The organism is Rhizobium glycinendophyticum (assembly GCF_006443685.1).
In the GTDB taxonomy this organism is placed as follows: domain Bacteria; phylum Pseudomonadota; class Alphaproteobacteria; order Rhizobiales; family Rhizobiaceae; genus Allorhizobium; species Allorhizobium glycinendophyticum.
Genome location: NZ_VFYP01000001.1, coordinates 2,235,473 through 2,247,713 on the forward strand (window position 1 = coordinate 2,235,473; position 12,241 = coordinate 2,247,713).

The following is a 12,241-nucleotide window of genomic DNA, read 5'->3' on the forward strand; positions in this document are numbered from 1 at the left end:
GAGGCGAAGCACTCGATCGCACCTCACCTGAAACGGCAAGGGCCGGCGAAGAACGCCAGCCCTTGATGCTTATAAAACTTTGATCGCGTTACAATGCCGCTTCAACAGCTGCGATCGCGGCCTCTGCCTGGGCGCCGTCCGGCCCACCAGCCTGGGCCATGTCCGGTCGCCCACCGCCGCCCTTGCCACCGAGGGCCGCCGATGCGACACGCACGAGATCGACAGCGCTCAAGCGCGCGGTGAGATCGGGCGAGACGGACACGACGGCACTGGCCTTGCCGTCTTCCGAAACGGCAATCAGCAACACGACAACCGATTCCAGGCCCGCCTTAGCCTCGTCGGCCATGCCCTTCAGGTCCTTGGCGTCGACGCCCGCGACAACGCGGCCGATGAAGTTGACACCATTAACGACCTTCGGCGCTTCGGCGCTACCAGCACCGCCCCCACCCATTGCGAGCTTGCGCTTGGCGTCTGCCAGTTCCTTTTCGAGCTTGCGCCGCTCATCGACCAGCGCCTCGACGCGGGCAACCACATCGGCCGGTTGAACCTTGAGAGAGGCAGCAAGCGTCTTCATGCGCTCGTCCTGCTCGGCAAGATAAGCGCGAGCGGCATCCCCGGTCAGCGCTTCGATGCGCCGAACGCCGGCACCAACCGCACTTTCCCCGATCAAACGCACCAGACCGATATCGCCGGTCGCGTTCACATGCGTGCCGCCACACAACTCGGTGGAATAGGACTTGCCAGCCTTTTCGCCGCGCAGCGCTGTCCCCATCGAGACCACGCGCACTTCATCACCGTATTTTTCCCCGAACAGCGCCATCGCGCCTTCGGCGATCGCATCGTCCACGGCCATCAGGCGCGTGGTGACAGGCGAATTCTGCAGCACGATCTCATTCGCCATTTCCTCGACCACTTTCAACTCTTCGGCCGAGATTGGCTTCGGATGGGAGATGTCGAAACGCAAGCGCTCGGGCGCCACCAAAGAGCCCTTCTGAGCCACATGGGTGCCGAGGATTTCGCGCAACGCCTCATGCAGCAAATGGGTTGCTGAGTGGTTGGAGCGCAGGCGCTGGCGACGCGCGTGGTCGACGTTGAGCACAACCGGCTCGCCCGCCCGCACGACGCCGTTGCGAACCGTCGCGACATGCACGAAAACGCCCTCACCCTTCTTCAGCGTGTCGGTCACTTCCAGGGCAAAGCCTTCGCCGATGATTTCACCGGTGTCACCCATCTGGCCGCCGGACTCGCCGTAAAACGGCGTCTGGTTGACGACGATCTGCACCTGGTCCCCAGCAGCCGCCTGTTCGGCGATCTTGCCCTCGGCAACCACCGCGAGGATCTGGGCTTCTGCCGTTTCGGCAGAGTAACCCAGGAACTCGGTTGCTCCGAACTTCTCTTTAAGCTCGAACCAGACAGTCTCCGTCGCCTTGTCGCCTGAACCCGACCAATGGGCCCGTGCCTCAGCCTTCTGCCGCTGCATGGCATCGTTGAAACCGGTTAGGTCGACACCGATGCCACGGTTGCGCAGCGCATCCTGAGTAAGGTCAAGCGGGAAGCCATAGGTATCGTAGAGCTTAAAAGCGGTCTCACCATCGAGGCTATCACCCTTGTCGAGGCTCGATGTGGCTTCGGAGAGCAGCGTCAGACCGCGCTCCAGCGTCTTGCGGAAGCGGCTTTCCTCAAGCTTCAGCGTCTCGGAAATCAGCGATTCTGCACGCACAAGCTCCGGATAGGCGCGGCCCATCTGCTGCACCAGCACCGGCAGCAGCTTGTAGATGATCGGATCCTTCGCACCGAGAAGCTGCGCATGGCGCATCGCGCGGCGCATGATTCGGCGAAGCACGTAACCACGGCCCTCATTCGACGGCAGGACGCCATCGGCGATCAGGAAGGCCGAGGAGCGCAGATGGTCCGCGATGACGCGGTGGCTGGCCCGGCGACCGCCTTCCGCCTTCACACCGGTGAGTTCGACGGAGGCTTCGATCAGGGCACGGAACAGGTCGATATCGTAATTGTCGTGCTGTCCCTGCAGAACGGCAGCAACACGCTCCAGCCCCATGCCGGTATCGATCGACGGACGCGGGAGATCGACGCGCTGCTCCTTGGTGATCTGCTCGTATTGCATGAAGACGAGGTTCCAGATCTCGATGAAACGGTCGCCATCCTCTTCCGGCGACCCCGGAGGGCCGCCCCAGATGTGATCACCGTGATCGTAGAAGATTTCGGAACAGGGCCCGCAAGGACCGGTGTCTCCCATGGCCCAGAAATTGTCGCTTGTGGGGATACGGATGATCTTGTCGTCGCTGAGCCCGGCAATCTTCTTCCACAAGCCGTGCGCCTCGTCATCGGTGTGGTAGACAGTGACCAGCAGTCGATTGCGGTCGAGCCCGAATTCCTTGGTGATCAGGTTCCAGGCAAGCTCAATGGCGCGTTCCTTGAAGTAGTCGCCGAAGGAGAAGTTGCCGAGCATTTCAAAGAAGGTGTGGTGGCGCGCGGTATAGCCGACATTGTCCAGGTCGTTATGCTTGCCGCCGGCGCGCACGCATTTCTGCGCGGTCGCGGCGGTCGTGTATGGGCGTTGTTCGAGACCGGTGAAGACATTCTTGAACTGCACCATGCCGGCATTGGTGAACATCAACGTCGGGTCGTTGCGCGGCACCAGCGGGCTGGAGGAAACGACCTCGTGACCGTTCGTCTTGAAGTAGTCGAGGAAAGTCGACCGGATGTCGTTTACACCGCTCATGTCACGCCCTTCATTCGGGCCGGAGGCCCGGCCAATTCGCAAAATCAATGGCTTTTATCGCCCGGCATGCCCCCTGTCCAGCGGCGTATCCGCGCGTGCAAATGAAAACCGGCCGCGTTTCCAGTGAAACGCGGCCGGTGGAAATTTCCGAAAAGCAGAGCGCCTCAGAGATCTTCGGCAGTGTCCCCGTCATTGGCGTCGGGACCACCATTCTGCAGGAACTTCTCGGCAATCAAACCGGCATTCTGACGGAGCGCCATTTCGATCTCCTGGGCCACAGGCGGATTGTCACGCAGGAACAGCTTGGCGTTTTCACGACCCTGGCCGAGGCGCTGACTGTTGTAGGAGAACCAGGCACCCGACTTCTCGACGATGCCGGCCTTGACGCCGAGGTCGACCAGTTCGCCGGTCTTCGACACGCCTTCACCATACATGATGTCGAATTCGACCTGCTTGAACGGAGGGGCCATCTTGTTCTTGACGACCTTGACGCGGGTCTGGTTGCCGACAACCTCTTCACGATCCTTGACCGCACCGATGCGGCGGATGTCGAGGCGCACCGAGGCGTAGAACTTCAACGCATTACCGCCGGTCGTCGTTTCCGGCGAACCGAACATGACACCGATCTTCATGCGGATCTGGTTGATGAAAATAACCATCGTCTTCGACTTGGAGATCGAAGCCGTGAGCTTGCGAAGCGCCTGGCTCATCAAACGAGCCTGCATGCCCGGCAGGCTGTCACCCATTTCGCCTTCGATTTCAGCCCGCGGGGTAAGGGCCGCGACCGAGTCGACGACGAGAACGTCAATAGCGCCGGAACGCACGAGCGTATCGGTGATTTCGAGCGCCTGTTCGCCCGTGTCCGGCTGCGAGATCAAAAGATTCTGCAGATCGACGCCGAGCTTACGGGCATAGACTGGATCGAGCGCGTGTTCAGCGTCGACAAAGGCGCAGATGCCGCCCTTCTTCTGCGCTTCCGCAATCGTCTGCAGCGCCAGCGTCGTCTTACCCGAGCTTTCAGGCCCGTAAACTTCAATGATACGGCCCTTCGGCAAACCGCCGATACCGAGCGCAATGTCGAGGCTGAGCGACCCCGTCGAGACCGTCTCGACTTCGACCACGCTCTCGTTCGCGCCGAGCTTCATGATCGAGCCCTTGCCGAACGAGCGTTCGATCTGCGAGAGCGCCGCTTCCAATGCCTTGCTTTTATCCACCGATTTGTCCTCTACAAGCCGCAAAGAATTCTGTGCCATTCGATCCACCTTTAGGTTATTGAGGCCGCATAGGCAATGAAGCCGCCGATGGACATTATGTACTCTATTTGTTCTCATTCCGCAAGGGGGCGCGAAGTCTTTATTCCGACAGCGTTTTCGGGCGCGCGTTCGAATTATGTTCCGCCAATGCGAGGGCTCGTCGGGTGCATTGTGCCGGACGGTGCTCAAAGGCAGCCGGTTGAGGCTTCGATTCGTGATGCGCGTTGTGAGGTGTGGCTGCCATGACCATCGAAATCCTTGCTGTTGGCGGTGCCCATCTCGACCGCCGCGCCCGTATCTCAGGCGACACCAAACCGGGCGCCAGCAATCCCGGGCGCTGGTTCGAGGAGCCAGGTGGCGGCGTCTTCAATGCAGCCCGCAACCTCGCCCGTCTCGGCCGCGCTGTGCGGCTGATCGCGCCACGCGGCGGCGACGCGGCCGGCCAGGCGGTTGCGGACGCAGCAGAACGCGCCGGCATCGAGGACTGGCCCGTCGTGTTCCTCGATAGGGCGACCCCGAGCTACACGGCCATTCTGGAGAATGACGGAAACCTCGTCATCGCGCTTGCCGACATGGCCCTTTACGATGCCTTCGTCGCAAGGCGGCTAAGAGCGCGCTCGATGCGCGAGAGCCTCACGGTGGCCCGCCACCTGCTCTGCGACGCGAACCTGCCGCCGGAAACCCTCTCGGCACTCGCAGCTTCGGCAGCCCGGCTCGGGCGCGGCGTGTCCGCCATTGCCATCTCGCCGGCCAAAGTCGTCCGGTTGCGGGGGGCCTTCCCGCATCTCGATCACCTCTTCATGAACGGCGCCGAGGCCGAAGCGATTGCCGGCATAAGGGCGGACCAGCCGGAAGACTGGCCAACTCTCCTGCGCGCCTGCGGCTTGCGCGGAGGTTCGGTCACGTCGGGCAGCGGACGCACGATTGCGTTCGATGCGGAGCGCATTGCCGTCATCGAACCTGCCACGATCAAGACAATCGGCGATGTCACCGGGGCCGGCGACGCCTTCGCCTCGGGCTTCCTGCATGCAAGGCTTGCCGGCGGCGACCTTTGCGAAGCGCTACGCCTCGGCACCGCCTGCGCCGCCATTACCCTTGCCTCTCCCCATGCGACCGATGAAAATCTGTCGGCAGCCCGGCTCGACACGCAGTTGTCACTTGTCCCGCCGGCCCGTTTCCTGCCATGACGGGCCGTTCCAGCTTGAAAGATCTCCCATGACCCGTTCCATCTCCCCCCTCCTGCCGATCGCTTATTCCAGCGAAGTGACGGCTGCCAAGCAGCGTGGTGCTGCCATCGTCGCGCTCGAATCCACCATCATTACTCATGGCATGCCCTATCCCGGCAATCTGGAGATGGCGCTGAGCGTCGAAAATATCATCCGCCAGCAGGGCGCAGTCCCTGCCACCATCGCCGTCATTAAGGGCGTGCTGCATATCGGACTTGAGCCGGCCCAACTGGAAGAGCTGGCACAGATGGAACACGTGATGAAGCTGTCGCGCGCCGATCTGGCCTTTGCCATCGCCGAACGCCGCAATGGCGCGACCACCGTCGCCGCGACCATGATTGCCGCCTATCGCGCCGGCATCCATGTCTTTGCCACCGGCGGCATCGGCGGCGTCCATCGCGGCGCCGAAGAAAGCTTCGACATTTCCGCCGACCTCGAGGAACTTGCCCGCACCGGCGTCATCGTCGTCTCCGCCGGTCCGAAGGCGATCCTCGACATCCCGAAGACCTTGGAAGTGCTCGAAACCCGCGGCGTTCCCGTCGTCACCTATGACAGCGAGGAGTTCCCGGCTTTCTGGTCGCGCAGTTCAGGTCTCAAGAGCCCGCTCAGCCTGCCGAGCCCTGCGGCCATCGCCAACTTCCAAAAGATGCGCGACGAACTCGGCATTGCAGGCGGTATGCTGATCGCCAATCCCGTTCCCGAGGCGGACGAAATCCCGCGCGAGGAGATGGAGATCTATATCAGCCGCTCGCTCGCCAATGCCGAGCGCGACGAAATCGTCGGCAAGGCGGTTACCCCCTATCTGCTCGACAACCTCTTCCACCTGACCGGCGGCCGCAGCCTCAAGACCAATATCGCCCTGGTCGAGAACAATGCCCGCCTCGCCGCCGAAATCGCCGTCGCGCTGAACAGCTGACGCGAGGTACGTACGAAAACGAAAGAGCCCGCCGGATCCCTCCGGCGGGCTCTTTTACATCTAATGCAGACCGTTTCGGCTCAGCCATCACCATCGAGCATTTCGCGCACCGCAACGGCCAACTGCTTTAGCGAGAAGGGCTTCGGCAGGAAGCCGAATTTGGCATCGGCAGGCAGGTTGCGAGCAAAGGCATCTTCGGCATAACCCGAGACGAAGATGAACTTCAGATCAGGATATTTCTTTCTGAGTTCGGTGAGCAGGGTAGGCCCGTCCATCTCCGGCATGACCACGTCGGAGACGACAATGTCCACCTCTCCGTTGAGCTCGTCCATGATATCGAGCGCCTCGACGCCCGATCCCGCCTCGTGGACGGTATAGCCCCGCGTTTCCAGCATGCGCTTGCCGCCGCGCCGCACGGCCTCCTCGTCCTCGACAAGAAGGACCACGGCCGACTTGCCAGTAAGATCCTTGCCATCGGCCGACGGATCGGCGGCATTTGAGGGTGTGGCAGGCGGGAGATTGCCGGACGCAGCAACCGCCGCAGCCTTGGCTTCCTCGGAAACAACGGCAACCTCGGGAATATGGCGCGGCAGGAAAATGCGAAACGCGGTCCCCTTACCCACTTCCGATTCCGGATAGATGTAGCCGCCCGATTGCTTGACGATGCCATAGACCATGGCGAGCCCAAGCCCGGTGCCCTTGCCGACTTCCTTGGTGGTGAAAAAGGGCTCGAAGATCTTGTCCATGATCTCGGGCGCGATGCCGGTTCCGGTGTCGGCCACTTCAACCAGCACCATCTCTTCCGCCGGCAAACCGCGATAGCCAAAATCCGCAGCCTCGTCACCGCTGACGTTGCGCGTCGACACGGTGATCGTGCCGCCTTGTGGCATAGCGTCCCGTGCATTGACGCAGAGATTGATAAGCACCTGCTCGAACTGCGACAGATCGGTTTTGACCGGCCAGAGGTCACGGCCATATTCGACCTTGAGCTTGACGTTCGAACCGGAAATCAGCCGGTCGACCAGCATGCGCAGGTCTCCGATGACATCGGTCAAATTCAGCACGCTCGGCCGCATCGTCTGCTTGCGCGAAAAGGCGAGGAGCTGACGCACGAGGACTGCCGCGCGATTGGCGTTGCGCTTGATCTCCATGAGATCGGCAAAGCTGGCATCCGAAGGCCGGGCCTGCAAAAGCAGGTGGTCGGACGACAATAGGATCGCCGTCAGCACGTTGTTGAAGTCATGCGCAATGCCGCCAGCAAGCGTTCCCACCGCATTCATCTTCTGCGTCTGCGCCATCTGCGCCTCAAGCGCCTTCTGGTCGGTCACGTCGACCGCATAAACGATCGCGGCCTCTTCCGGCGCCTCGTCGCTTTGGTCAATCACCGCATTGACGTAGAAGCGGAAATGCCTGGTGTCATTGGTCGGGTGACGGCTGTCGATAGGCGTGATGTCGACCTGCCGGTCCATGGCAGCTGCCAAAGCCGCTTGAAAGGCTTCGCGCTCGCTCTCGTGCAGGACGACCTCGATACGGCCGTGCCGCTCGATTTCATCGCGCGAGATGATGTCGGCGAAAAGCTTCATGAACGGCGCATTGGTGCGCAGAATGCGGCCTTCGCCATCAACCGAAGCAATCGCCATCGGCGTATTGTTGAAGAAGCGCGTAAAGCGCATCGAGGCAACGGAATCGGACTGGTCGGAACCTTCGCCCTGCTGGCGGGCGAGCACGATCGACCGACTTTCGCCCGGCGCGCCGTCACGGGCAGCGCGAACCCGGTGCACCAGACGCACCGGCAGGCTTTGACCGTTCACCCGGCGGAGATCGAGATCGAGCGTTTCCGTCCGCGCCTGGCCGGGCTCCGCCTGGACCGAGTTGATCAACGCCATGCCTTCACCGGCAACGAGATCGCTGATCGACATCGAACCCGGGCTGAACTGGGTCAGATCGACGCCCAACCATTCGGCGAGCGTCGCGTTGAGATAATAGATTTCGCCCTTGCGGCCGGCGGAGAAAAAGCCGGCCGGCGCATGATCAAGATAGTCGATCGCGTGCTGCAGTTCCTTGAAGAAGCGCTCCTGATCGTCCCGCTCGGACGTAATGTCGGAGATCTGCCAGACATGAAGACTACGGCCACGACCCTCACCCGGCAAAAGTCGCGCTTTCAGCCGGTACCAATGCGCGCCGGAACCGTTTGCCGTCAGGCTGCCGATCGGCTTCAGCAGGCGGAATTCCTCGTAGCTTTCGCGGCCCTCGCGCAATCCGTTGGTCAAGCGGTAAAGCGCTTCGCTCGACTCGCGGTACCGCGACAGAAGAGCCTCCAGCGTCTGCACCTCCGTCGCCTTCTTCGCGCCGGTCATGGCACCATAAGCGGCATTGGCAAAGACGATCCGCCCTTCGGCGTCGGTGATCAGCGTACCCTCCGGCTGGCTCGCAAGGAAGTGCCGGGCCAGACCGTCACCATGCGGCTGCGGCATGACCTCAACAAAGCCGATCACCGCCGAGACGATGAAGAAAATCCCCATCATCGCCAGAATACCGAGTACCCCGAGGACGACCTGGTTGTCCAACTGGTCGCGGAACACGACGAAGGCTGCAGCGGCTGCGAGCAGCACCAGCGCAAGCAAGAGGATGCGCAGCGCGGCACCAATTCCACCCCGGCGATCAACCAGCGGGCTGTCTCCGTCGCGGTCGTTGAGCTCTCGTGTCATGAATGCCTCTTGCCTTTAAGCGCGCCGTGTCCCGAACATCGCCCGAGAATCGGTGCAGCCTCCTGTTTAACAATTTGCCCGTACCGCAAAAAGCGAAGAAAGGCTGAGAATAACGGCTGCGACGACTATCCCACAGGATTGCCGCATTCAGGACTGATAGCATGATGGCGGTTTGCCGTCCTCAACATCGACAGGACAAAAACCGCGGATTGCAGACAGCAACGTCTTCTGCCAGAAAAGCCTGCTAAAGGGAGCGTTTAACATGCTGGATGAACTGATTTCCGCCTATGGCAACCGTTTTCTGGTCGCGGCACTTGGGGTCAGTCTGGCGTTGCTGTGTCTTTTCATCGTCCTCTGGGTTCTGCGCAACCGGGCGCCCTCGCCCTTCGTGCGCGGCGGACGCAACCGTCAGCCGCGTCTGCAGGTGCTGGATGCGGCGGCTGTCGATACCCGCCGGCGCATTGTTCTCATCCGCCGCGACAATGTCGAGCATCTCGTCATGATCGGCGGCCCGACGGATCTGGTAATCGAGTCCGGCATTGGCGACGAGCGCCACTATCTCAATGCGCGCGCCGTCCAGGCGCAGCCGATAGAGGACGAGGCAAGGCTCGCGCAACAGCACGCAGCCAGCCTTCCCGCCACAGAACCGTTCGAGCGCGCCCCGGTGCCCCCCACCGCCATGGTCGCGCCGAAAGCAGATCTGGTCGAGCGTGATCTGCCAGTAACCGCCCAACAGCAGCCGGCGAAACCACAAGTTGACGCCTCGCATGCCGAAGTCTCTCAAATCCGCGCACAACAGGCCGCCGCAGCCGATCGCCCGCGCCCGGCCCCGATTGCAGACCGCGATCTGGTCCCGCGACCGACGGCAGAGCAGGCCGCATCTGTGACGGCTGAACCCGCGAGTCTTTCTCGACCGTCAGTCTCCATTTCAGCCACGCCGGCCAACGCAGCACCGCAACCGGCAGCGGCGCCGATTGTTGCCGCTGCAGCGACACCAGCGCCCGTGGTGGCGGTGCAGACACCGACACCCCCGGCAAGGCAGTCCGAGCCGGCAAAGGTATATACGCCCAACGCCATACCACTTCGGGAACAGCTGAGAGAGACAGAATCCACCTCCGCCACCTTCACTCCGGCACTGCATGCCGCACCGACGGCCCCCGCACCGGTCAGCGCCTCGCAGGCGGGACGAATGGATAGCCCAACAGCGCCGCTCGGCCGAGTGATCGAGGAGCCGGCGCCGGTCGTTTCGATCGATGCACCGGTTCGGACTTCGGCAAGTGAAACGGCAACGGCCCCTGCCGCACAGCCATCACCGAGTGCCGCAGTGACCAGTGAGCCCGACCGTGCCATCGCTGATCTCTCTCTCGAGCAGTCGCAACAGCGCTTTATCGCCGCTGAGCCTCCCGTGATCGAGCCATCCATTCAGATTTCTTCGCCGGCCGATGATGAGGTCCAGCCCCCTCGTGACGTCGCACCGCCCGTGCGTGCCGAAATCGACGCCCCCTTGGCCGAAGACGTTCTGGAGGCCGCCCGCGCGCGGGTTCTGTCAGTGTCTGTCAATGAAGGCGCGCCCCGCCCCTTCGAGGCGGCACGTTTCGCCTCCTCTGGACCGGGCGCCATGACGGCCAATACACAGCAGGGGATTGCTCTCGACGAGAGCCCGACCAGGGACCTCAGCGATTTCGAGCGCGTCCTGGAAGAGGAAATGGCCCTGCATATTGCAGCCGATCCGGGTCCGCAGAGATCACAGCCGGCAGCCGCGCCGGCCGTTCCCCACCTTCTGCCAGAAACACGACCGGACCGTCCAAGGCTTCCGATCGGCGCCATCGCTGCCGAGCCACGCGCCTCCGCCACACCTACTGCAAGCGCCAATGCCGCTCAGCCGGCGGAAGAACCCAATCTGCAGACGGAGATCGCACGGATCTTTGGTGAAATGTCCGCGAGCCGCAATCCGTAAACGATGGACAAGGCTTAGCGTCGGCTCGTTGATCAGGCCCGCGCTCACCTGCAGCAACCGTCTTGCAAATCACACCAGCCAGCAAAAAGGCCCGCCAAAAGCGGGCCTTCGACAAAATGTCGGCAATTCGGGTTTTCCACCCGCCGGGCAAGAGCACCGGCTTTATTCGTCGCGATAGACCTTTTCCCGGCGCTCGTGACGCTCCTGCGCCTCGATCGACAACGTCGCGATTGGGCGCGCATCCAGCCGCTTCAGGCCGATCGGCTCGCCTGTCTCTTCGCAGTAGCCGTAAGTGCCGTCTTCGATACGCTGCAGCGCCGCGTCGATCTTCGAGATCAGCTTGCGCTGACGGTCGCGGGCTCTGAGTTCAATGGCACGGTCGGTTTCTGAAGAAGCCCGGTCGGCGAGATCCGGATGATTGGCGCTTTCTTCTGCGAGGTGTTCGAGGGTCTCGCGCGCTTCGCGGAGAATGTCGTTTTTCCAGGCGATCAGCTTTGCCCTGAAATAGGCCCGCTGGTTCGCGTTCATGAACTCATCGTCTTCCGAGAGCACATAATTGCTAAGATTGATCTTCTCACTCAACGCGATTCTCCTGAAGAACATCTCAATGGGCGGCTGTATATCCTTTCAACGCAAGCGGTTCAAGCCTTGTGAATGTTTCGCCGGCATTTTTAAATCTGTTATATTTTTGGGCTAAATTTCTATTTTTTAAGCATAAATTGGATTGATGCTCGCGCGCGCATGCAGAGCCTACGCTACGGCAGGTTTGCCGGATGCTGGGCTTCACACCGGTTGACGCCGACGCCTCGGACCCGCTAGTTCAGTAGTCTGGACGATCACACCCGAAAGCCTGACGGATGACGCCTTCGATCTTGGTTCCCAAACGCATCTATCTGCTGCGGCATGCAAAATCCGGTTGGGCAGAGCCCGGTGGCCGGGATTTCGACCGCAGCCTATCTGATGCCGGATTTGCCGAAGCGGAGCTGCTCGCCGAGACGGCAGCAGACCGGAACTACCGTCCCGATCTCGTCATCGCATCCACCGCCAAGCGTTGCCGGCAGACGGCGGAGGCCCTCAACCGGGTCTTCTCCGGCCTGGTCGAATTCCGCTATGTCGACGAACTCTACAACGCACCGGCCGAAACCTATCTTGAGATCATGAGCTCGACCCGGGGCATCCCGGCCTTGATGCTGGTCGGGCACAATCCCGCGATCGAGGAGGTTTTTGCCAACCTCTGCGGCAACGAAACCGTCGCCCGAACCGTGCCGGAAGGTTACCCCACTGCCGGCCTTGCGGTCATTGATGCCGTAGACGACAGCTGGCGCCTGCGCGATTTCGTCGTCGGCTGAACCGGGCTTTTCGCGAAGGTTGGAACGGCAAGTGTGCACTGGCCTTTTTTGGCCATGCTGCAAGGCCTATATCCGAGGCGTCGCCCGCG

7 protein-coding genes and 1 pseudogene are annotated in these 12,241 nt (G+C 61.8%); 4 read left to right on the forward strand and 4 right to left on the reverse strand.

Annotated elements, in window-relative coordinates; translation table 11 throughout:
• Positions 1 to 88 precede the first annotated feature (88 nt).
• Together alaS and recA are read right to left on the reverse strand one after the other, a co-directional pair.
• Entirely contained in the window at positions 89 to 2,743 is a 2,655-nt protein-coding gene (alaS, locus tag FJQ55_RS10980; protein ID WP_140827885.1) for an alanine--tRNA ligase, read from the reverse strand.
• A gap of 164 nt (positions 2,744 to 2,907) precedes the next feature.
• Positions 2,908 to 3,996: a recombinase RecA gene (recA, locus tag FJQ55_RS10985; protein ID WP_140827887.1), complete on the reverse strand. Its 1,089-nt coding sequence runs from the start codon at positions 3,994 to 3,996 to the stop codon at positions 2,908 to 2,910.
• Between the two features lie 242 nt (positions 3,997 to 4,238).
• On the opposite strand from recA, the gene FJQ55_RS10990 reads away from it, so the two are divergent.
• On the forward strand, positions 4,239 to 5,183 hold the full coding sequence (locus FJQ55_RS10990) for a carbohydrate kinase family protein (protein ID WP_140827888.1): 945 nt from the start codon (positions 4,239 to 4,241) through the stop codon (positions 5,181 to 5,183).
• Positions 5,184 to 5,211: 28 nt separating this feature from the next.
• A complete protein-coding gene (locus tag FJQ55_RS10995) occupies positions 5,212 to 6,138 on the forward strand; it encodes a pseudouridine-5'-phosphate glycosidase (RefSeq protein WP_140827890.1) in 927 nt (308 codons plus the stop codon).
• An 80-nt stretch (positions 6,139 to 6,218) separates the two neighbouring features.
• Here FJQ55_RS10995 and cckA read toward each other — a convergent pair whose 3' ends face one another.
• Positions 6,219 to 8,846, reverse strand: a complete 2,628-nt coding sequence (gene cckA / locus FJQ55_RS11000) for a cell cycle histidine kinase CckA (RefSeq protein ID WP_140827892.1) — start codon at positions 8,844 to 8,846, stop codon at positions 6,219 to 6,221.
• A 262-nt stretch (positions 8,847 to 9,108) separates the two neighbouring features.
• On the opposite strand from cckA, the pseudogene FJQ55_RS23985 reads away from it, so the two are divergent.
• Positions 9,109 to 9,390, forward strand: a pseudogene (locus FJQ55_RS23985) (flagellar biosynthetic protein FliO); the annotation flags it as partial.
• Positions 9,391 to 10,965: 1,575 nt separating this feature from the next.
• On the opposite strand, the gene dksA reads toward FJQ55_RS23985, so the two are convergent.
• Positions 10,966 to 11,385, reverse strand: a complete 420-nt coding sequence (gene dksA, locus FJQ55_RS11010) for an RNA polymerase-binding protein DksA (protein WP_062278662.1) — start codon at positions 11,383 to 11,385, stop codon at positions 10,966 to 10,968.
• 275 nt (positions 11,386 to 11,660) lie between these two features.
• On the opposite strand from dksA, the gene FJQ55_RS11015 reads away from it, so the two are divergent.
• Positions 11,661 to 12,152 (forward strand): SixA phosphatase family protein, encoded by a 492-nt coding sequence (locus FJQ55_RS11015; RefSeq protein ID WP_140827896.1) that lies wholly within the window; start codon positions 11,661 to 11,663, stop codon positions 12,150 to 12,152.
• Positions 12,153 to 12,241 lie beyond the last annotated feature (89 nt).

What these genes read in the sequence shown, in the direction of transcription:
- alaS (WP_140827885.1), bottom strand. Translation starts at nt 2,743, where the DNA reads ATGAGCGGTGTAAACGACATCCGGTCGACTTTCCTCGACTACTTCAAG.
- recA (WP_140827887.1), bottom strand. Translation starts at nt 3,996, where the DNA reads ATGGCACAGAATTCTTTGCGGCTTGTAGAGGACAAATCGGTGGATAAA.
- FJQ55_RS10990 (WP_140827888.1), top strand. Translation starts at nt 4,239, where the DNA reads ATGACCATCGAAATCCTTGCTGTTGGCGGTGCCCATCTCGACCGCCGC.
- FJQ55_RS10995 (WP_140827890.1), top strand. Translation starts at nt 5,212, where the DNA reads ATGACCCGTTCCATCTCCCCCCTCCTGCCGATCGCTTATTCCAGCGAA.
- cckA (WP_140827892.1), bottom strand. Translation starts at nt 8,846, where the DNA reads ATGACACGAGAGCTCAACGACCGCGACGGAGACAGCCCGCTGGTTGAT.
- FJQ55_RS11015 (WP_140827896.1), top strand. Translation starts at nt 11,661, where the DNA reads ATGACGCCTTCGATCTTGGTTCCCAAACGCATCTATCTGCTGCGGCAT.